The following is a 21,189-nucleotide window of genomic DNA, read 5'->3' on the forward strand; positions in this document are numbered from 1 at the left end:
GCACACCAGAGGCGCGCGCCGGCTTCTCCGACGGGTTCAGCGCCCCTCCAGAATCCCGGTCGGAAGACCGGTCTCCCACTGTTTGGGAGTGTTCCAAGGACGGGCCGAACGGTTGGCCGGGTCGGTCGAACTGCAACCCCAGCCGGCCACGCAGACCCATCCCAACCACAGGGCCAGCCAGAACGACCGTTTCATGGACGGTTCAGGATGCCGGGTGAGCCGGGAGGACCTCGTCGCCCTCCACCGGCTCGCCGAGTTTCCAGCCGGGCACCAGGTTGGCAACGGCCCGGTCCTTTTCCACCTTCCGGACGATGGCCTTGCCGACCAGTTGGCCGTTGCGGCTGATGAGCAGCTCGCCGTATTCGAGGAGACCCTGCTCCTCGCCGACGTTGACCACGACGAAATCCCACTTTGGATCGTAGGCGATGACCTTGCCCCGCAGATGTGCCGGGAGGCGGACCACGTACTCGGTGCCGCCCAACACGCGGGCCAGTTCGTTGGTCAGACGGGAGTTGGCCCGGATCAGGGCCTCGATCTCCTCTTTTTGGACCTCAACCTGTTCGAGCAGGCGCCGGTTCAGTGCCACCACTTCCTTGACCTGTTCGACCGGGATCCCGAGCACGTTCCAACGGGCCAGCTCGGCGCGGGCATCCTCGAGAGTTGCCCGGGTCTTTTTGAGTTCCTCGTCCAGTTGATTGGCGCGGCGGGTCTGGGTTTCGGCCGTGGCGACGGCTTCGTCGCGTTCTTTGCGGGCGGTGGCCAGTTCCTCCTCGGCCTTCTTGAGCTGCGCGGTGGTTTGGTTGAGTTGTTGCCGGGTGGAACTCAGCTCGGCCAGTGCCTGTTCCTTGAGCGATCGCTCGTTGTTGCGATCGGCCTTGAGCGTTTCGAACTTGGTCCGGACCTGGAAGAGGTTGATCCCGGCTGTTGCCAAACCGGCCACCAAGGCAATAATGAGACTGATGCGAATCAGCATGTGTGCGTCCTCTCCACAGCGATCAACGGTCGCAGCCTAGGGGCGGGTGCTCCACCTGTCAACCGTGTTTCCGCAACCGATGTCCGGTCGGGCGTGCGGTCCGACCCGGGCCGGGCGACGGCCGCCATCCGGCGCGGGCAAAGGCCGGACCGCGGGCGTGGACCGGTCAGAGCCCTTCACCGAACAGGTTGGCCAGACGCGCCACCAGTTTGCGCCGGGCCACGGCAAAGGAGAAATATTTCAGGCCGAGCTGATAGTTTGTCCGGGCCCATTCCTCGCGCAGCCGTGCGTTTTGCAGGATCTCCCGCACCTGTTCGACCACCTCGCGGGTGACCAGGTTGGACATGGCGATGGTGCGGAAGCCCAGCGGGGCAATGTCGCGCGCGTAGACGGCGTACGTGTTCACGACCACGGGCTTGCCGAAGTAGATGGCTTCCAGGAAGGCGTTGCCGAAACCTTCGTAGTAGCTGGGGTAGGTGACCAGGTCGGCGTGGGGATAGACATCGAACAGGGTGTAAACCTTCCGGCCCGCGGCGTTGAGGCCGCGTTTTTCGCCCACGCGGTCGGCGATGAATTTGACCTCGATGCCGGCGTCGGCGATCCGGTCCTGCAACATGGCCACGTAGGCGTTGCCCTCGTCGCCGGCGGGATGGGAGATGACCAGTTTGGCCCGGGGATCCTTGAGGCGGCGGACCAGTTCGATGGCGTGTTCGATTCCCTTGCGCGGCACCACGCGCGTGGGCTGGAGAATGAACCAGTCGTCATCGGCCAGGCCGATTTCCCTGCGCAGGTCACGGTTGTAATCGTCCATGCCCGGTGGCGGGGTTTCGTAATCCAGCACGTTGGGGATGATGGCGGAGGGGAGGCTGCAACGCCGGGCCAGCTCCTTCTGGGCCATGGAATTGATGACCACGTGCTCGATGCGGTGCAGAGCCGGCGGAAACGCGCAGCGCAGGTAATCGTTGACGGCGCTGATGACGAACCGCTCGCGTTCCCAGGTGAAGTCGTGGTGGTGAGCGATGGTGGGCAGGCCGGTTTCGGCCAGCACTTCCACCATGGCCAGGCCCAGCGGCACGTGCATGGGCAGCGAGAGAATGTTCTCCGAGATCACGACCTCGATGTTGAAGCGGTCGAGGAAGCGGTAGATCTCCTCCTTGAGCTGTTGTTTGATGGCCTGGATGCGGTCGGTGGTTTCCCGGCTGCGCGTGGTGACGCCGAAGAGCCGCGACTGCAGGTCGGCGATCTCGGGATGTCCGAAGAAGGCCAGGGGCACGTGATGACTGACCTCGGGGGGCGCGTCCAGTTCGCCGGCCATCCAGAAGCACTGGTGATCCATGTCTTCCAGGATGCGTGCCCATTTGCGGGCCTCCAGCGTGACGCCGTCGGTGCCCTTGAGGCGTGTGGAGATGAACCCGATGCGTTTTGGGGTGCCGATGCTGAGGATGCAGGTGGTGCTGCCCATGATGAAAACGGTGAGGGCCGGAGGGTTCCGGGACGGCGGTTAAAGGTGTTTGATCAGGATTTTCGAACGCCGGCCACTTTGTTCGTATTTTTCACGTCGGGCCGGCGGCAGGTCCTCGGGCGACCCTTCCACGAAGCCGGCCTTGGTCTGAAAATACATGAACGTCTGGGTGGAGAGGGCGAACAAGGTGCGCAGGCCCATCTCGCGGGCGCGATTTTCCACGAACTGGAGCAGTTTGCGGCCGATTCCCTGGTTTTCGTGGCTGGGTTTGACGTACAAGCAGGCCACCTCGCCCTTGGCTTCCTCGGGATACGGGTGCAGGGCCACGCAGGCCACGGGGTTGCGGTCGATCTCGAAAAGGTAATAGTCCCCGATTTGTCGCTCGATGCCGGCGCGGGTCCGGCGCATCAACTCTTCGGTGGCCACCGCCTGTTGGATCAGGGCATAGATGGTGCGGGCATCCTTTTTGAGGGCGCGCCGGATTTGCTGGTACTCGTCGGCGTAGACCAGCGTCCCGACGCCCTCGTTGGAAAAAACCTCGGCCAACAGACCTTCGTTGATCCGGCCGTTGATGATGTGGACGCGGTGCACGCCGGCGCGGCAGGCGGCCGCGGCGTGACGCGCCTTCGAGAGCAGCTCGCGGGGGAACCCGTCCGGCTGCTGGGCCAGCAGTTGTTCCAGGTCGGCCACCATGATGTGCCGGATGGGTTTTCCGTTGTGTTCCAGGGCATCGCGGGTGGTGACAAAAATCAGTTTGACGGCCTTGAGTGCCGTGGCCACCGCCACCGCCACGCTGTCCGAATTCAGGCGGTAGGTGTGGCCTTCGCCGTCGAAACCCAGCGGCGGGACGACCGGAACGATCCCGTGTTGGATCAGGGTTTCCAGCAGTTGGACGTCCACCCGTTCGACCTTGCCGGTGTAGAGGCGGTCCACGCCGTGCAGGATCCCGGCCGGGTAGGCCACGATTGCGTTCGGACAGGCGGCCCGCAAATCGGTGGCGGCCAATCCCTCCAGGATTTCGTGCGTGAGCCGGTTCGAAGCCGTCAGCGCCAGACGGAGCGTGGCCGCGTCTGTCACGCCGTCGCCGTCGAGGTTGGAGGGCTGGATCTGTTGTTCCCGGGCCAGGGCCTCGATCTGCGCCGCCGCCCCGTGCACCAGGACCACGTGGATGTTCAGTGACCGCAGAACCGCGATGTCCAACAGCAGGTTCGGGAAATTGTCGTCCGTGATCACCGCACCGTCCACGGCGATCACGAACGTGCGGTCCCGAAACTGCGGGACGTACTGCAGGATGCCTCGCAAATCGGTCGGTCTCACGGTCCCAACCTCCCATTCGCGCCGCGCGACCTTGCGCGGCAGACCTTTCGCTGGTGGGAATGCCTCATTCGTGTCGGGCTCACTCAGGCGGCATCCGCCGCAGCGGAGCCGGCTGGATCCCTGTCCCCGGCCGGTGCACAATCGCGGTACCGGATGCCCTGACGGGGCGCGGCCATCATCGGCGCCACTGTGTCACGCCAGACCGCGTAATGCGCGGTGGCCTTGTGTGCAGCCGCGGCTTCGGCATCCCGGTAGATCTCCACCAGCACGAACCGCGTCGGATCGTCTGCCTGCTGGAGGACATCGAATCGGATCACTCCCGGTTCCTTCCGGCTCTCACGGGCGTTGAGGCGTGTGGCCTCGAGGAACGGCTCGACGCACTCGGACCTTACCTGCACGTGGACATGCACGATATGCATGGTGTTCGTTGCTCCGGGCCGGACCTTACCGCAGGGGCCGCCGGTTCTGCAATCCCACGGACCGGACCACCGGCTGGTCCGCTCCCGGCGGTCGGCGGCGCGGCGGGCCCGTTTCGAATGGCGGATCCACATTCCCCGGGTGCGGGCGAAGCCGCCTTGGACGAAGGGCGCCGGAGCCCTTGGATGTGCCCGGCCGCTGGTGCAGGTGGGCGGGCGGGTGGGTTTGCCCGAGATCGCCCTTGCAGGGCTCGGGGCTCGGTGTGTGGACGGGAAGGGACCCGGGGCTGCCGTGCGGGGCGGCGGGATTGCGGGGCCCCCTTCGCTGTATGTTGCCGGGCGCCTGCCCGGTGCGGCTGCGTCGGCCTCTTTCCTCCGGGAACAAGAGGCTGCCCTGGCTTCCCGCCGGGGGAGTTTCCTCACTCAGGGGTCCGTTGGCCTGTGCTCAGCAGGGAACCGAAGGGTCGGTTGTTCAGCCCACTGGTCGCCGGCCTGGCGCCGGCAGGGGGCCCGGCGGCTACCGGGCTCTTTTCCGGCTTGGGCGGCGCCGGGTGGAGGGCCTACCTTTCCTGCGTGGCGGAGGACGACCTGTTCAGCCGATCCCAGGAAGCTTCAGGCGGCGGCGACGCATCCGCGGCGGCCGGGCATTCGGCCATGCCGTTGGCGGCCCGGATGCGGCCGCGGACATTGGAGGAGGTTGTCGGGCAGAGGCACATCCTGGGCCCGGGCCGGTTGTTGCGCCGCGCCATCGAGGCCGATCGCATCCAGTCGCTGATCCTTTACGGCCCACCCGGCACGGGAAAGACCTCGCTGGCGGAGGTGATCGCCCGCCATACACGCTCGCATTTTGAACGGCTGAGCGGTGTGGAGACCGGCGTGGCGGAGGTACGGCGTGTGCTGGCGGCGGCGGCGCACCGTCTTCAACGGACCGGCCGGCCCACGGTGTTGTTTCTGGATGAAATCCACCGGTTGAACCGCGCGCAACAAGATGTGCTGTTGCCGGATGTGGAATCGGGCGTCATCCGCCTCATCGGGGCCACCACGGAGAACCCTTTCTTTTTCGTCAACGCCCCGTTGGTGTCGCGCTCCCAGATCTTCGAACTGCAGCCTTTGTCGGAAGAGGACCTGATGGTGCTGATGCGACGGGCGCTTGCTGATGCGGAGCGCGGCCTGGGCCACATGCAGCTGGAGGTGAGCGAGGAAGCCCTGCGACATCTGGCCCGGGTGGCCGACGGCGACGCGCGCAAGGCGCTCAATGCGCTGGAGATCGCCGCGCTGACCACCGCGCCGGGTCCGGACGGCGTGATTCGAGTGGACCTGGGCGCGGCCGAACAGAGCATCCAGAAGAAGGCCGTGGTGTACGACGCGGCCGGGGACGCGCATTACGACACGATCTCGGCCTTCATCAAATCCCTCCGGGGTAGCGATCCGGATGCGGCCCTCTACTGGCTGGCCAAGATGATCCACGCGGGTGAGGATCCCCGGTTCATCGCCCGGCGGTTGGTCATCTGTGCGGCCGAGGATGTGGGTTTGGCCGATCCCATGGCGTTGGTGTTGGCCGTGGCGGCGCAGGAAGCCGCCGAACGCGTGGGCTGGCCGGAGGCACGCATTCCCCTGGCCGAAGCCACCGTCTACATCGCCACCGCCTGGAAGAGCAACAGCGCCTACAAGGCCATCGAAGCTGCGCTGACCGATGTGCGCCAGAACCGCACGCAGCCGGTCCCGCGGCATCTTCGAGACACCCACTACCGGGGCGCCGAACGACTCGGCCATGGTGCCGGGTACCTCTATCCGCACGATCACCCCGGACATTTCGTGGCCCAGGATTATCTCGGTGTGGAGAAGACCTTTTATGAGCCGTCCGACCAAGGGGCCGAGAAACGCATCCAGGAACGGCTTCGATACTGGCGCGGCCTCCGGGAACAAGGGCGGCCATCCCCGGGGGACCAGCCGTAGGGAACCCGGACCGATTGAGCCATGGGCGAATGGGAAGAGGCCGGGCGCGCCGCCGCCGAGAGTTTGAAACTGCGCTGGCGGGCGGAGATGAACCGCCGCCTGAACGCGATGGACGAGGCGCAGCGGGCCGAGGAATCGCAACGAATCTGCGAACACCTGCTCGGCAGCGCGGTCTGGCGGCGCGCGCGGGTCGTGATGTTGTTTGCGCCGATGCGTACGGAACCGGACGTCAGGCCGCTCTGGTTCCGGGCCCTGGCCGAGGGCAAGGTGTTGACCCTGCCCCGTTACAATCTCGAGACCCGCGATTACGCGCCGGCGGTGGTGACCGAACCGGAGCATGACGTCGTTCGGGCCCGGTTCGGCATCGAAGAGCCCCGGGCGGACCTGCCCAGCGTGGGCTGGGAGGAACCGGACCTGTTGATCGTGCCCGGGATGGCGTTCGACCGCCGCGGGAATCGGCTGGGGCGGGGCTGGGGTTACTACGATGTGTTGCTGGCCCGCACGCGGGGCTTTCGCTGCGGGGTTGCCTTCCGATGTCAGTACATCGAACGGGTGCCGGTGCTCCCGCACGATGTGCCGGTGCACGCCGTGGTCACCGCGTCGGGCTGGTTCGACCCGGGCGGCGCCGGGGGGGCCGGGCGGGCCGGCGAACCGGGTGGTTCCCGGCCGGACTGAGGCGCGGGCAACGGCCGGGGGAGCTCGAAAGGCCCGGTTTCAGGTTCGTATCTGTCCCTGGCCGAGGCCGATCCACTTGTAGCTGGTCAGCTCTTCCAAGCCCATCGGACCGCGGGCGCCCACCTTGTCGGTGCTGATGCCGATTTCGGCGCCCATGCCGAACTCGCCGCCGTCGGTGAACCGCGTGGAAGCGTTCCAGTACACGGCTGCGGCGTCCACACCGGCCAGGAACTGTTGGGCCGTGGTCTCATTGCGGGTGACGATGGCGTCGCTGTGGGCGCTGCCGTAGGTGTTGATGTGGCGGATGGCTTCCTGGACGCCGTCCACCACGCGCACGTTGAGGATCAGATCATTGTATTCGGTGTACCAGTCCTGTTCGGTGGCCGGGCGCAGCTCCAAGGGCGGCTCGGTCTGCAGATTCTGCAAGAGTTGTTGGGCGGCCGAATCCACCCGGAGCTGGACCTTGCGCGCGGCCAGGGCACGGCCGATGCGGGGTAGGAAGGACGAGGCGATCCGCCGGTCCACCAGCAGGGTTTCCATGGCATTGCAGACGGCCGGGCGCTGGCACTTGGCGTTGAGCACGATTTGCTCGGCCATGTCGGGATCCGCCTCGCCGTCCACATAGACGTGGCAGACGCCCTTGTAATGTTTGATGACCGGCACGCGACTGCACTCGGCCACGGCACGGATCAGACCCTCGCCACCGCGGGGGATGCACAGGTCCACGTACTGGGTGAGCGAGAGCAGGATCGGGATGGCCTCGCGATCGGCCGTGGGGACAACCTGGATGGCGTGGGCGGGGAACCGGTCGCCCAGCGCCTCCCGGCCTGCGCCGACGAGGATTTGTGCGATGAGCTGATTTGAATGCAGCGCCTCGCGGCCGCCGCGCAGGATGGTGGCGTTGCCGGACTTGAAGCACAGGCCGGCCGCGTCGGCCGTGACATTCGGGCGTGCCTCGTAAATGATCACGATGACGCCGATGGGGACGGCCACCTTGCGGAGGCGCAATCCGTTGGGTCGTACGCGTTCCTCCAGGATCCGGCCCACGGGATCGGGCAGGTCCGCCACCTCGCGCAGGCCGCGGGCCATGGCGCGAACGCGGTTTTCGTCCAGCCGCAACCGATCCAGCATGGCCGGCCGCAGACCCGCCGCGGCGGCGGCTTCCATGTCCTGCCGGTTGGCCTCGAGCAAAGCCGGGGTCTGTTGCTCCAGTGCATCGGCCATGGCCCGCAGGCAGCGGTTTTTCTCCTCGGTGGTGAGAAGGGCCAGGGCGCGCGAGGCGGCCCGCGCCTGACGGGCCAGCTCGGTCAGTTGTTCCTGCAGATTCATGGGGTTCAGCTTACCGCCCGTTGCGCGCAGTGCAACGCCGGGTCGGTTCAGGACGAACTCCCGCCGGAGCCGGGACCGGGTGGGGGCGAGGCGCGGTCCAGCCAGGCCACGAAATGTCGGATACCCTCCTCCAGCGGCACGCGGGGTTGGTAACCGAGGCGTGCAGCCGCCTTTCGGATGTCGGCGTAGGTGATGGGGACGTCGCCGGGTTGGGCGGGCAACCACCGGCGTTGGGCGGGCCGGCCCAGGGCCTGTTCGAGCAGTTCGATCAGGCGATCAAGCCGGACGGGCCTTGAATCGCCCAGGTTGAAGATTTCGAAGCCGAAGTCCTGGCGCATGCAGGCCTCGATGCCGTCCAGGATGTCGGTGATGAAGGTGTAATCGCGCGCGCTGGAACCGTCCCCGTAGACCGGCACGGGCCGCCCCTCCCGGATCAGCCGGGCAAACTTGTGGATGGCCAGATCGGGTCGCTGCCGCGGCCCGTACACGGTGAAGAACCGCAACATGACGACGTCCAGCCCGTATACGTGGTGGTAGACGTGGCCCAGCGCTTCGCAGGCGATCTTGCTGGCGGCGTAGGGGGAGATGGGGGCGGTGAGGGGATCGTCCTCGGCAAAGGGGACTTTCGCATTGCAACCGTACACGGAGGACGAGGAGGCCAGCACCAGCTTGCGCACGCCGCTTTCACGGGCCGCCTCCAGGACGTGGACCGTCCCCTCCACGTTGACGCGCTGGTACAGCGCGGGCTGTTCCAGGCTGGGCCGCACGCCGGCCCGCGCCGCCAGGTGCACGACCTGGTCGAACCGCACCTCGTGACAGAGCCGCCGCAGCGGCTCCGGCTCGGTGATGTCCCCCTGCACGAAATGGAACCGGTCGGAGATCCGCGTGATTTCGCGCAGGTTGCCGCGTTTGATCTCCGGATCGTAAAACGGATCCAGGTTGTCCAACGCCCACACGCTGTGCCCTGCGGCCAACAAACGCTCGCACAGGTGCGAGCCGATGAAACCGGCCCCGCCTGTGACCAGCACCTTCATGCGTGGATTCTCCGGCTGACAGGCACCACCAGGCGGCGGGCCGGCCCGGGAAAAGTTGCCGGCGCCCGACTCACCGGTCGGGTTCCGAGGTTTGCCCGAGACCGACGGACTTTCATGGTTTCAGCACGATTTTGCCAAACCAGCTGCCCCGGCCGTGCAGGGTGCTTTCCTCCTGCAGGCGATGCGCCCGCGCCGCTTCCGCCAGCGGCAGCACGTGCGCGATCCGTATCCGGAGCCGGCCCTCGGCGGTCCATCGGTTGATCGCTTCGGCGGCCGGCCGCAATTCGGCCGCCGGGTAGTTGAACATGGCGAAGCCGTACAGCGTGAGGTTCTTCACGTAGAACGGACCGACGGGAAAAGGCGGGCGGGCGTCGCGACCGGCAAACACCACCATCCGCCCATTCAGGGTCGTCAGACCCACCATGCGATCGAAATCCGGGTTCCGGCCCGTCTCGATCCACACCTGGACGCCCTCGGGCGCGAACTTTCGGATGGCATCCGGCAGGCCGGGATCGTGGTAGTCCAGGGCGAGGTCGGCGCCCCACTCGCGGCATGCCGCGACCTTCTCCGCGCTGCCGGCCAGGGCCACCACACGGGCACCCGTCAGCCGCGCCATTTGCAGGGCCACCGATCCCACCGCACCGCCCGCACCACAGATGACCACCGTCTCCCCCGCAATCAGGCGGGCGCAGCGGAACAGTGCCAGGTGAGCCGTGATTCCCACGAGGGAGAGCGCCACGATGGTCTCGTACTCGACACCCTCGGGTATCGGGTGAAGCCACTCTTCGTCCACTGCGGCCAGCTCGGCAAACGTGCCCGGCCGGCCTGCGAACCCCTGACCGGTGGCCCACACCCGGTCGCCGGGCTTGAACCGGCGCACTTCCGCGCCCACGGCGATTACCTCCCCGGCGAGGTCGCGTCCGGGGATCCACGGAAAGGAGAGCGGGGCGGGAACGGCGCCGCTGCGCACATAGACGTCAATGGGATTGACGTCCGCGGCACGGACCCGGACCAGGCACTGACGCGGGCCCGGTTGCGGATCGGGCAGTTCACCGTACTCGATCACCTCCGGCGGACCGGTTCGGCGGATGAAGGCCGCTTTCATGCCAGCCAGCCAAAACCGAGGGCCCTCGCCCTGTCAAGGTGGGGCGTCCGTTCGCCCGTCACCGGGCGCGGACGAAGATCTTGCCCGGCAGCTGTCGGATCAACCGTTTCATCTCCAGGGCCAGCAGGGCGACGGCGACGGTTGCAGCCGGCAGACCGGTGAGCCGGATGATCTCGTCCACGGACCGTTCCTCCGTGCCGAGGGCGTCCCAGACCCGTTGCTCGGTTTCGGGCAGTTCGAGGGCCGGCCCCGGAGCTGCCGGTGGACCGGTTCCCGTCCGGTTGGACGGCGGGAAGAGGTATTCGAACTCCGTCAGGATGTCCTCGGCGCTTTCGCAGAGTTTGGCCCCCTTCTTGATGAGATCGTGGCAGCCCTTGCTTTGCGGGGAGTCTATCCGCCCCGGCACGGCAAACACCTGGCGCCCGTAGTCCAGGGCGAAGTTGGCCGTGATCAGCGCCCCGCTGTGCAGTCCTGCTTCCACCACCACGGTGCCCAGGGTCATCCCGGCCACGATGCGGTTGCGGATGGGGAAACTCTGCCGGTCGGCCGGGCGATTGAAGGGGAACTGGGTGATCACCGCCCCCTGCGCGGCGATGCGCTCGAACAATTCGGCATTTTCGGGCGGGGTGACCAGGTTGATCCCGGTGCCCAGCACGGCCACCGTGCGGCCTTTGGCGGTCAGGGCACCCTGGTGGGCCGCCGTGTCAATGCCGCGGGCACCGCCGCTGACCACGGTCACGCCCACCCAGGCCAGTTGGCAGGCCAGTTTCCGCGCAGCCTCCATGCCGTAATGGGTGGTCATGCGCGAGCCGACGATCGCCACCGCGTTGCGGTCGCGCGGCAACAACCGGCCCTTCACATACAGCACCAGCGGCGGATCGTAGACCTGGCGGAGCAGTGCCGGGTACTCCTCGTCTGAGGGGATCAGCACCCGGCAGCCGAAGTCGCGGATGCGTTGCAGTTCCCTGCCGAGATCCACCTGTTCCTCCCACCGCACGATGGCCTCGGCGGTTTCCTCCCCGATGCCTTCCACGCGCAGCAGTTCATCGCGCGTGGCCCGGAGGATGCGGGCGGCGGATCCGAAGTGGTTGAGCAGATGTCGGGCACGCACCGGCCCGATGTGGTCGATCATGTTCAGCGCGATGAACGCTTCCCGCTCGTCCATGCCGCTGCTCCCCTTACCGCGGCGGAGGGTTTCGGGCAAGCTCCCGGGCGTGCGGGCGCCGGGCGTTCCGCGGTTGGACCGGCGGTTCAGGCCTCGATCAACACGTGACGCACCGTGTCGGGCCGGGCCGGGTCATGGGGACGATTCGTAAAAGCCACCAGCACGATGGGGCGGGTGCCGATGTTCTGGATGACATGAGGCACCCCGGGCGGGAAAAAGAAGCGACGGGCCTCGCCCTCGGCCACGACCGTTTCCTGCCGCCGGCCCTCCTCTTCCCAGCAGACACGCGCCGGCCCGGTGACCAGCAGGATCTCGGTTGTCGCCCGGTGATAGTGATTGCCTCGCAACCGGCCGGGTTCGGTCCACACCACGTGGACGTTGCGGATCCCCGGCAGATGCCGTTCCTCCACCGGTTCGACCACCCAACCCCGGGCGTCGCGGATCACCGGCAGGTTTTCCACCGTCACCGTCGGATTCATGCACCTCCACCGTAGCACGAACGGGCGATCGGGCCAGCCCCGATCCGGGCGGGGGCGGCCTTGGGAGGGGTTGGTAACCGCGGAGGTGCCGGGGATTGCGGGCTTGAGATGGGGCCGATCCGCTGTAAGATGCGTTTATGAGCGGGACGGGCCGTCCGCGGGCGGCCCGGGCGGGGATCGCACGAGCGGAAGAACGACATGAGCACCACGTTGATACCGGACGCAGCCAGGACGGCGCCGGTGAACGCCTTGCCGCGCCGGAAACCGGTTCTGTTAATCGTGGATGACGAGGAGGGACCTCGCCAGTCCTTGCAGGTGATCTTCAAGGACGAGTTCGAGGTCCTGCTGGCGGCCGACGGTCCCACCGCCATTGCCCTGGCCCAGCAGCATCCGGTGGACGTGGCCATCACGGACATCCGGATGGCCGGCATGTCCGGCATCGAGGTTCTCGAACGGCTCAAACATGTCAATCCGGGGATCGAGGTGGTGGTCATCACCGCGTACGAAACCACCGAGACCATCCGGCAGGCGCTGCGTCTGCAGGCGTGCGACTACATCAACAAGCCGTTCGACGTGGCGACCATCCGGGCCGCGGTGCGCCGGGCGCTTCAGCGGCACACGCTCGATTATGAACTGCGGCACAACGCCGAACACGTCCAGGCCCTGCGCGCCGAATTGCAGAACCAACGCATCTCCGAGCAGATCGCCCAAACCCGCGGAGAGATTTACGCCAGCATCATCCACGACATCAACGGGCCGCTGACCGTCATCTCCGGTTATCTCCAGATGCTGAACCAGCGGCTGAGCCAGACCGACCGACTCGAACCGGCCGATCTGGAGTTTCTGCGTGAGCGGTTGCGGGTGATCACCCGGCAGGTGACCAACTGCATCGAAATCTCCCGCCGTTACCTGAGTTATCTGAGGCGGGGAGGCGAGGACACCCTCAGCGGGCGGGTGGAACAGCTGCTGGGAGACCTGGCCCAACTGGTGCGGGTGCATCCCAGCTCCCAACGGCACGAGTTCGTCCTGCATCCGGTGACCGACCCGGTGGCTGTGCGCGCCAACGGCACGGATTTCATCCAGGTGCTGCTGAACCTGATTGTCAACGCCTTCCAGTGCAGTCCCGAACCGCATCGCGTGGAGGTGGAGGGACGCGTGTACGAAACGGCGCTCGACCTCTCGCAGTTCCGCGACACGCCCCGTACGCGCTTCATCAACATGGAGGGATTCGATAACACGCCGCCCCTGTTGGCCATGCAGGTCCGCGACAACGGACCCGGCATGGCGCCGGAAGTGCTGGCCCGGATCTTCGATCCTTGGTTCACCACCAAGGACCGGCAACAGGGCACCGGCCTCGGGCTGAACATCGTGCAACGACTGGTCAAGGCGGCGCGTGGGGCGATTCACGTGGAGACCACTCCGGGTCAGGGCACCACCTTCACCGTCTATTTCCCGGCCGTGCGTCTGCCCTCGGCCGGCGGGGGGGCGAGCTGACCGGCTCGCGGGAGGCCCCGGAGTTCCGTTGCCACGGGGGGAGGTTGCTGGCGCGTGGCTCGTCCTTTGCCCGAGAATCGCGACCAGGGTGCGGAGCGCACCCTTTTTGGCTGCGCAGGTGCGGCGTCGGGCTCCGAGACGGAGGCCGCAGCGGGCGGCGCGCGGAGGCGCGGCGTGAGCCCGGCGGTGCTGCGCGAGAAAACCTACTACTACGAACGCTGGCGGGCGGTGGCCAGCGGCATTCTGGAGACGGCCGGAACGACCTTCCTGCTGCTCATTGCGGTGCGTTGGTTCCAAGCCGGCGCGTGGGCCAAGGCACTCGTGGCCGGCGGTGGCAGCGTGGGATTCCTGCTTTCACCGTGGTTGGTTTCCCGGGTCGAACGGGCCGGTTGGCCGGTGACCCGTGCCGCGGCAGCGCTGGCCTTCACCGGGGCGGCTGTTCTGATCGCCATGGCCACCTTCCGCATCCTGCCGGTCTACGTGACCGGCGCGGCCGTGGCCGTGGCCTGTCTGGCCATGGCCGTGCCCCTCATGACCCAGGTGTTCCAGGACAATTATCCGGAACACGAACGCGGCCGGTTGTTCTCGCGCACGGTCATGATCCGGATTGCCGTGGCGGCCGCCTTCAGCGAGGTGGCGGGTCGGGCCCTTTCGGGTCGGGTCGAACGCTGGCCGGTTTTGCTGCTGGTGTTCTCCCTGGCGTTTTTGCTCGCGGGGTGGGCCATGAGCCGATGCCCTTCCCGGCCGTTGGAACGCTCCGGCGGCACCCACCCGTTCAAGGCCCTGCGGTTCGTGCGGGAGGATCCACTCTTTCGCCGCACGCTGGTGATGTGGATGCTGATGGGTTTCGGCAACCTGATGATGCTCCCGTTGCGGGTGGAATACCTGGCCAACGCACGGCACGGAGTAACGGTTGGAGGCCAGCCGCTGAGCGTGGCCGGAGTGGCCTTTCTCACGGGAGTGATCCCCAATCTGGCCCGGCTGTTGATGAGTCCGTTCTGGGGTTGGCTGTTCGACCGGGCCAACTTCTTCGTGCTGCGCATCGCGCTGAATCTGGGATTCGCGGTTGGAATCGGCACGTTCTTCACCAGTGATCACTTGGTGGGACTGGTGCTGGCGGCCGTTCTTTTCGGAGTTTCCAACGCCGGGGGCGACGTGGCCTGGAGTCTGTGGGTGACCAAGTTCGCCCCGCCGGGTCGGGTGGCCGATTACATGAGCGTGCACACGTTTTTCACGGGGGTCCGGGGTCTGCTGGCACCGGTGGCGGCTTTTTTCCTGATCGAGCATTGCACGGTGGGTCAGGTGGCGGCCATGAGCGTGGGCCTCATCCTGGCCGGCACGTTGTTGTTGGTGCCGGAGATTCCGGAGGGCCGTCGCGGCCGTCGCGCCGGTGCATTGGTGGAGGAGGTGTCGGAATAAAAGGGCAGGGCCCGTTCGCAGCCGGTCGGCGAGGGCATTCATTCAACCCACGGGCACTGAACCCCCTGCGAGTGTGCTCCGGGGTGAGCGGGGCCACGGTGGCATCTGCCGGACCCGGCGGCAGGAGGTTCAACACAGGTGCTTGAGACTTTTTTTCATCCTACAAACGGTCTCGTGATGATCAGGGTGTGGACCAAAGCGTGCGGAGGGTCGAAGCACCTTTCCCTCCCTGCGCAGATGGGCCCAATCCTCGTACACTCACGCCTCGGCGGGACAAGAGTGGCGGTGCCTGGCATCTTCGTTGGTGACAGGAGCCGCCGCACGGAGCTTTCCATAAGAGAACAGACGGGCACGGACCTTGGCGTTGTTGCCACGTCCAGGACCCGTCTGCGCCTGCGCCGTTCGCGATCTTTCGCCTGATGAACGTCTGCCTGCTGAGCCTGTGGTTGCTGCAATGCGGTTTGCCAGGATGCATGGGAGGGGAAACCAACGCAAACGTCAACTTACTCCAACAGTATTGGGAAGGTCCTTCGTGGATCCGGAGGATCGCTTTCCGCTGACCACGCAACTGGATGCGATGCTTCATCCAGGGAAAGCACATCTCGGGAAGAGCCCAGGGTTGGGCCCGCTTTGAGTGGCCTTGCAACCGGGCGGCTGGTACATCAAGCACATGGAGGACTCTCCGCAGTACGACGTTTTTGTCCGGGACGGCGTGCCGCGGCTCGGAGCACCGCCTCGAGACACGGAGGAGGTCGTGCAGGCCAACTCGGAGTATTACTGGGAGTTCGGACCCGGCCGCCCTGATTCGGCGCCCATGGGGCTGGGGCCGGGCAACGATTTGCTTCGCCTCATCCCGAGAGAGGGACGGCCGGGATACAGTCCAACCAACCACGGCGTTTTCCGGATGCATTACGGGCGGACCAACGATATCGAGCCTGTTCGGCTGGTGGGATTCTACCGGCTGTACCTGCTCAAGATGAAGGTGGAATGGACCGACCGCGGCAGGTTTGTGGCAGGGGCCCCGGACGGTTCAACTGCGGAAGGAAGGGTGACCAGCTGGGTGGACGGGCAGCGCCCGGCGCGCCGGGAATGCATCGTTCGGCCGGCTCACGTTAACGCATGGAGCCTCTGGGTGGAGTATGAGTATGACTGTTCCCGCACTTCCCGCCGGTCCGGTTCATCATGGATGGAGCCGCGGTTGCCGGGGAGCCGATCCGTTTCGTCTTCGCCTTGGACAGATTCGAGCCCGGTCTGGATGAACGGTACGGTGAAAGGCCGCGGGCCGGAATGTGTGGCTCGGTTGAGGCCTGTTAAGATGCTTTCGAGCACCGTTTGTCATGGCGTTCTGTACCCGGTCGGTTTCTCCCTGAACCGGGAGCCGTTGGACTGCGGGGCGCCCGGGCTGGCGCTGGGGCTGGATGGCCGACCAGGACTTTCTCACGGGCGGAGGCGGACGTGGATCCTCCTCGTGCGCGTGCGGGTTGGCCGGCCTTTGGAGGACGGCCACCTGCTTGGTCAACCGGATCAGAATGTGAAATCGGGCGAACTGCCCGGTCCGCATGCCTGCACTCCCGGGGCGAGGGTCAGCACGCAATCACCTCCGCGGCCACACCGGCCAAACCCGGGGAAAAGCGCTGCCGATTTGTGGTGCCTTTCTCTCCTGCATTGCCAGGCTTCGTGACGGGTCCCGCGCGCATCATTTTGCGGCATCTCGGATGGAGCACGGGGCCCGTACCCGGTGGAGCCGGAAGTGCCATGAGGGCCGCTTCGGGTCTTGCCAGCCCGACAGCATGGAGAACCGTTTGCTGAGGGCAAGATTGGGACTGCAGGGAGAAAAGGGAGAGCTTGCTGCATGAGAACCATGGCTTCGCACGACCGGTGCACGGGCCCGACGGGGTCGGCGCGCGAGGCAAAGAGGAATGGGATGAACGCAGGGACGCAGCATCCGCAGAGACCGAAACGAGGTGGTTGCCCAAGATCCCTTTCCCGGCTCGGTCCAGCCCTGCCGGAGCTGAAAGAATGCGCAAGCCAACGGCAGGTACGCGTAAAAAGCCGGCATGGGCCTCTTTTCCAAGTCGGACCAGAGCCTCCTCCATGCCGCCCCGGGCCGCCTCTGTTCACCACCTCACGCCGGCGCCACCGCCGTGGGGACCCATCCCACTGCTTCCTCCGAGTCTCCGGCCGGGACCCACCCGAATGCGGCTCGCTCGGCTTCATGCCGGGCGCCCGAATGCCGATTTCACGCAGCACTGTCACATTGCCTGGTTCCCGACCGCCGATTCCGGAGTTTGTTCCGTCAGCATCGAATCGAACACTCCCTGTTTGACCGGGCGGAGCTATGTGACCGGGCTGAGCGACCTCAGGGCCAGGGGGACGCCCTGCCCGTCGGCGGCGATGGTCATCCTGACCCCTTTGCCCGGCTCTGTGCGCCGGAATGGTTTCCCTTCGTCCCGGCTTCGGTCCTGCTGTGGCAGGCGGGTCTGCATGCGCCGGCGTGCGTACGAAAGCAGGGGACACCGCGGTTTTGCGGCATGGCGGACTTCACCTGTGGCTCCCGATCGTGTGGAGTGTCAGTGTGCAACATGTTGCGGCTGAGCCGTATGGAATGGAATCGGGGTGGATCTGGTGCGGGCCGGTTTTGGGCGTTGACAGCGGGGGCGGTCGGGTTTTAAGGTGATCGCCCCTTGAACCGGACAGCCCTGGCGGGTTCCGTGAGGGCCTGTTCCGGGCAGAACTGGAAAGGACGGGATAGACCTTGAGCGAGATCCGACTGAAGAAAGGTGAACCGATTGACAAGGCCCTGCGGCGGCTGAAAAAGAAGCTGGACCGCGAGGGGATCCTGCGCATTGTGCGCAACCATCGGCACTACGAGAAGCCGAGCGAGCGACGCCGGCGCAAGGAGAAGGCGGCCCGGTTTGCCGCCATGCTCAATGCGCGGTACGCCGAGATGTGAACGGCGAAGGTCGCCACGCCGGCTGGAGCCCGCGGCGGCGGGCCGGCCGGTTTTTTGTTTTCAGGGGCGGGCGCCTGAAGCGAGCGGTCCCACAGGTTGGGTGGCATCGTCATGTACGCATTCTCCACATGCTGGAACTCGCACCGGCACACTGACGGCCGGGAGATGTTGCGTGAGATCCGCGAGTTGGGTTTCGAGTATGCGGAGCTCAGCCACGGAGTTCGATTGAGCCTGGTGGAGGGGATCCTTCAGGCGGTTGACGCGGGCGAGATCCGGATTTCCAGCCTGCACAATTTCTGTCCGCTGCCGATGGGGGTCTCGCACGCGGCTCCCAATCTTTTCCAGTTTTCGGCCGAATCGCCGCGGGAGCGTGAGCTGGCGTTCAAGAACACGCTCAAGACGTTCGATTTCGCCGTGCGCGTGGGTGCGCCGTTGGTGGTGCTGCACATGGGCAGCGTGGAGATGAAGGATTACACCGAGCGTTTGAAAGGATTGCTGGCCGATGGCCGACGGGAAACACCACGGTATGAAGCCCTGTTGGCCGAGGCGATCGAACAGCGCGAACGGCGGAAGGAACCGTTCGTCGAACGGGCCTACGACACGCTCCGTCGCCTGATCCCGGAGGCGGAGGCACGCGGACTGCGGCTGGGGATCGAGAACCGGGAGGCGCTGGAAGAGATCCCTTTCGAGACCGACTTGCGCTTTTTCTTCCGCGAATTCAGTCAACCGACGGTGGCCTACTGGCATGACACCGGCCATGCGCAGATCAAAGAGGAGCTGGGGCTGATCCACCACATGTTGCATCTGGAGTCGTTTGCGGATCGGTTGGCCGGATTCCACATTCACGATGTCAAACCACCCTGCCGGGACCATTGCCCGCCGGGGACGGGCCGGGTGGATTTTGCCTCGTTGCGTCCGTGGGTGCGCCCGGAACATGTGAAGGTGTTCGAACTGAGTCCGGCCCTGAGCGCCGACGAGGTGCGGGCCGGCGTGGCACACATCAAGCAGTTGTGGGGCGAGGAATAGCCGCCTGGTGCACGGACAAGCCTTGGGCGGAGGATGGCCGCCGGTGGCTGTCCCCACCTGAACGGAGATGGACCCCGCTTGACGGAGCCGGGAGCGCTGAGGACGGCGATTGCCGGCGGCGGTTTTTCGCGTGGCATGTGCCTCCAGGCGCCCGATGGGCCGGGGTCCTTCCCCGGCCGCGGGTAACCATGGCCGTCCCTTTGTCCTTCAGACCGGCTTCGAAAGCGGCCCACACATGGTCCCGGCTGCATCCGGCGTATCAGACTCCCGCCGAAGAGGCCATCGCGATGACCGGCAGGTTGCTGATCCAAGGGGGCGATGTTTCCAGTTGCCGGGTCCGGGACGGGGCCGCAGCATGCGGCTCATGACGAGCGAACCTCTGCTGGAGATCGAACTGCCGGGCATTCCCAGGCTCCGCAGCGGAAAGGTGCGGGAGATCTTCGATCTGGGGGACGAGCTGCTGATGGTGGCGACCGACCGGATCTCGGCTTTTGACGTCATCCTGCCCAACGGGATTCCTCACAAGGGTGAGGTGCTGACTCGGATTTCTTGTTTCTGGTTCCGCCGGTTCGAGTCATTGATACCGCACCATCTGATAGCCGGCCCGGACGATCCCTTGCCGCCTGCCCTCCAGCCGTACGCCCACTTGCTGCGCGGCCGTTCGATGCGGGTTCGGAAAGCCGAGCCGTTGCCCATCGAGTGCATTGTGCGCGGTTACCTGGCCGGCAGTGCCTGGAAAGAGTACCGACAGACCGGTGCGGTGGGGGGCTTGCGCCTCCCACCGGGCCTGCGGGAATCGGAAGAGTTGCCCGAACCGATCTTCACACCCTCCACCAAAGCCCGGCACGGGCACGACGTGAACATCTCCTTTGAAGAAGCCTGCCGCATCGTGGGAGAGGACCTGGCGTATCGCGTGCGTGAGCTGAGCCTGCGCATCTACGCCGAGGCCCGCGCCTACGCGCGATCCCGCGGCATCATCATTGCCGATACCAAGTTCGAGTTCGGCCGGGCCGGAGAGAGGCTGCTGTTGATAGACGAGGTGTTGACTCCCGACTCCTCCCGTTTCTGGCCGGCCGATCGATACGAACCGGGCCGTGCCCAGCCCAGTTTCGACAAGCAATTCGTCCGCGACTATCTGGAGAGCCTCGACTGGGACAAGACCCCGCCCGGACCGATCCTGCCTCCGGAGATTGTGGCGGCCACGAGCGCCCGGTATCGCGAGGCGTATGAACGGTTGACCGGACAGCCGCTCTGAAGCGGGATTGGTCCCGTTGGGGCTGGCCCGGTTCGCTCCGTCCCGGCCTTGGTCAAGGGGCCGGACCGGTCCTGCGCGAAGGTCCCCGCCCGGCTGGATGGACCTCCCCGATTGGCCCTGGCCTGAAAGGCCCTGAAGATCATGCCGGCCCGATGGTGTGGTCGCCAAAGGGCGGCCCGGATCGGCCCGGAACATGGGGGATCGAACGTTTCCGCGGCCCGGGAGGGTGTTCCTGCGGGACTTGCCAAAGGTGAGCGAACCCGGCATTGTCGGCCTCATATGAAAACCAAGGTCGTGGTGATCGTGCTCGCTCTGGTGGCGGCGGCGCTGGCGATCAGTCTTTGGATGGCGCGGCAGAAGGCCAGAGAAGATCAGCAAAAGGCCACGGAAGCGATTCTTTTTCACTCGAACCGCTGGGTGACGGCGGAGAGCAACCTGGAAAACGAGCGCCGCAGGAGCAGCGAACTGGAACGGCAGCTGACGGAGCAGGGGCAGGCGCTGACCCAGTTGACCAACGAGTTCACCCTGTTGTCCACGCGCCTGCAGCAGACCGAAGGGACACTGGCCGAGACCCGTGCCCAATTGGAGCAGACCCGCAAGGCACTGGCCGAGCGCGAGGCTCGCATCGGCGAGCTGGAGTCCCAGCGCAACGAGCTGGATGAAAAGGCCCGGGAGCTGACACTGGCGCTGACGAACCTCACCCAGCAGATCGCCGATGTGCAGGCCAAACTGGCCGCGGCCGAGGGAGACAAGGCTTTCTTGCAACAGGAACTCAAGCGGTTGCTGGCCGAAAAGGCCGAGCTGGAGCGTCAGTTCAACGATCTGGAAACCCTGCGGGCGCAGGTGGCCAAGTTGAAGGAGGAACTCAACCTGGCCCGGCGGCTGGAATGGATCCGGCGCGGTTTGTTGGGCGCGGGGACGGAAATGCGCGGAGCCACGCTGCTCATGCACGGTCCGGCCCGCCGGCCCGCCCGGCCCGCCGAGGAGTACGATCTGAACGTGGAGGTCAACGCCGACGGCACGGTACGGGTGATCCCGCCGCCGACGAACGCGCCGGCGACCAACCCTCCGGCTCGTTGACCTGCCGGTGGTTTCCACGGACCCGACCGGGCGGCCGTGCCGCAGGGTGCG

The 21,189-nt window shown here is 66.1% G+C and carries 18 protein-coding genes; 8 read left to right on the plus strand and 10 right to left on the minus strand.

Going from position 1 to position 21,189, the window contains the following annotated elements:
- Nucleotides 1-36 precede the first annotated feature (36 nt).
- The 5 genes from ACPDIX_RS12750 to ACPDIX_RS12770 form a co-directional block, all read right to left on the minus strand.
- Nucleotides 37-195 carry a hypothetical protein gene (locus ACPDIX_RS12750; RefSeq protein ID WP_423432186.1) on the minus strand — a complete coding sequence of 53 codons (159 nt, stop codon included), beginning with the start codon at nt 193-195 and terminating at the stop codon, nt 37-39.
- A gap of 7 nt (nt 196-202) precedes the next feature.
- Nucleotides 203-973 (minus strand): hypothetical protein, encoded by a 771-nt coding sequence (locus tag ACPDIX_RS12755; protein WP_423432187.1) that lies wholly within the window; start codon nt 971-973, stop codon nt 203-205.
- A gap of 166 nt (nt 974-1,139) precedes the next feature.
- A complete protein-coding gene (locus ACPDIX_RS12760; protein ID WP_423432188.1) occupies nt 1,140-2,435 on the minus strand; it encodes a glycosyltransferase in 1,296 nt (431 codons plus the stop codon).
- Nucleotides 2,436-2,474: 39 nt separating this feature from the next.
- Nucleotides 2,475-3,752: an amino-acid N-acetyltransferase gene (gene argA / locus ACPDIX_RS12765; RefSeq protein ID WP_423432189.1), complete on the minus strand. Its 1,278-nt coding sequence runs from the start codon at nt 3,750-3,752 to the stop codon at nt 2,475-2,477.
- A gap of 83 nt (nt 3,753-3,835) precedes the next feature.
- Entirely contained in the window at nt 3,836-4,171 is a 336-nt protein-coding gene (locus ACPDIX_RS12770; protein WP_423432190.1) for a putative quinol monooxygenase, read from the minus strand.
- Between the two features lie 570 nt (nt 4,172-4,741).
- Here ACPDIX_RS12770 and ACPDIX_RS12775 point away from each other — a divergent pair.
- Both ACPDIX_RS12775 and ACPDIX_RS12780 read left to right on the plus strand, forming a co-directional pair.
- A complete protein-coding gene (locus tag ACPDIX_RS12775) occupies nt 4,742-6,124 on the plus strand; it encodes a replication-associated recombination protein A (protein ID WP_423432191.1) in 1,383 nt (460 codons plus the stop codon).
- Between the two features lie 21 nt (nt 6,125-6,145).
- Nucleotides 6,146-6,799 carry a 5-formyltetrahydrofolate cyclo-ligase gene (locus ACPDIX_RS12780; RefSeq protein WP_423432192.1) on the plus strand — a complete coding sequence of 218 codons (654 nt, stop codon included), beginning with the start codon at nt 6,146-6,148 and terminating at the stop codon, nt 6,797-6,799.
- A 39-nt stretch (nt 6,800-6,838) separates the two neighbouring features.
- Here the strand turns inward: ACPDIX_RS12780 and ACPDIX_RS12785 are convergent, their stop codons facing one another.
- The 5 genes from ACPDIX_RS12785 to ACPDIX_RS12805 form a co-directional block, all read right to left on the minus strand.
- On the minus strand, nt 6,839-8,128 hold the full coding sequence (locus ACPDIX_RS12785) for a glutamate-5-semialdehyde dehydrogenase (RefSeq protein WP_423432193.1): 1,290 nt from the start codon (nt 8,126-8,128) through the stop codon (nt 6,839-6,841).
- 47 nt (nt 8,129-8,175) lie between these two features.
- Nucleotides 8,176-9,162: an SDR family NAD(P)-dependent oxidoreductase gene (locus tag ACPDIX_RS12790; RefSeq protein ID WP_423432194.1), complete on the minus strand. Its 987-nt coding sequence runs from the start codon at nt 9,160-9,162 to the stop codon at nt 8,176-8,178.
- Nucleotides 9,163-9,274: 112 nt separating this feature from the next.
- Nucleotides 9,275-10,267, minus strand: a complete 993-nt coding sequence (locus tag ACPDIX_RS12795) for an NADPH:quinone reductase (protein ID WP_423432195.1) — start codon at nt 10,265-10,267, stop codon at nt 9,275-9,277.
- Nucleotides 10,268-10,325: 58 nt separating this feature from the next.
- The gene (gene dprA, locus ACPDIX_RS12800; RefSeq protein ID WP_423432196.1) at nt 10,326-11,432 is read right to left on the minus strand and encodes a DNA-processing protein DprA; all 1,107 of its coding nucleotides are present in this window, start codon (nt 11,430-11,432) and stop codon (nt 10,326-10,328) included.
- 86 nt (nt 11,433-11,518) lie between these two features.
- Nucleotides 11,519-11,911 (minus strand): cupin domain-containing protein, encoded by a 393-nt coding sequence (locus ACPDIX_RS12805; RefSeq protein ID WP_423432197.1) that lies wholly within the window; start codon nt 11,909-11,911, stop codon nt 11,519-11,521.
- A 198-nt stretch (nt 11,912-12,109) separates the two neighbouring features.
- Here ACPDIX_RS12805 and ACPDIX_RS12810 point away from each other — a divergent pair, with 198 nt between their 5' ends.
- The 6 genes from ACPDIX_RS12810 to ACPDIX_RS12835 all read left to right on the plus strand — a co-directional run bounded on the left by ACPDIX_RS12810 (nt 12,110) and on the right by ACPDIX_RS12835 (nt 21,138).
- A complete protein-coding gene (locus ACPDIX_RS12810) occupies nt 12,110-13,405 on the plus strand; it encodes a sensor histidine kinase (RefSeq protein WP_423432198.1) in 1,296 nt (431 codons plus the stop codon).
- A 54-nt stretch (nt 13,406-13,459) separates the two neighbouring features.
- Nucleotides 13,460-14,824, plus strand: coding sequence for an MFS transporter (locus tag ACPDIX_RS12815; RefSeq protein WP_423432199.1), 1,365 nt, complete (start codon nt 13,460-13,462; stop codon nt 14,822-14,824).
- A 2,755-nt stretch (nt 14,825-17,579) separates the two neighbouring features.
- Complete coding sequence (gene rpsU, locus ACPDIX_RS12820; RefSeq protein WP_165106150.1) at nt 17,580-17,777, plus strand: 30S ribosomal protein S21; 198 nt, start codon at nt 17,580-17,582, stop codon at nt 17,775-17,777.
- Between the two features lie 165 nt (nt 17,778-17,942).
- Nucleotides 17,943-18,803: a sugar phosphate isomerase/epimerase family protein gene (locus tag ACPDIX_RS12825; RefSeq protein WP_423432200.1), complete on the plus strand. Its 861-nt coding sequence runs from the start codon at nt 17,943-17,945 to the stop codon at nt 18,801-18,803.
- Between the two features lie 364 nt (nt 18,804-19,167).
- The gene (locus ACPDIX_RS12830) at nt 19,168-20,058 is read left to right on the plus strand and encodes a phosphoribosylaminoimidazolesuccinocarboxamide synthase (protein WP_423432201.1); all 891 of its coding nucleotides are present in this window, start codon (nt 19,168-19,170) and stop codon (nt 20,056-20,058) included.
- Nucleotides 20,059-20,337: 279 nt separating this feature from the next.
- Complete coding sequence (locus ACPDIX_RS12835; protein WP_423432202.1) at nt 20,338-21,138, plus strand: hypothetical protein; 801 nt, start codon at nt 20,338-20,340, stop codon at nt 21,136-21,138.
- Nucleotides 21,139-21,189 lie beyond the last annotated feature (51 nt).

This window comes from Limisphaera sp. 4302-co, from assembly GCF_049537155.1.
In the GTDB taxonomy this organism is placed as follows: Bacteria; Verrucomicrobiota; Verrucomicrobiia; order Limisphaerales; family Limisphaeraceae; genus Limisphaera.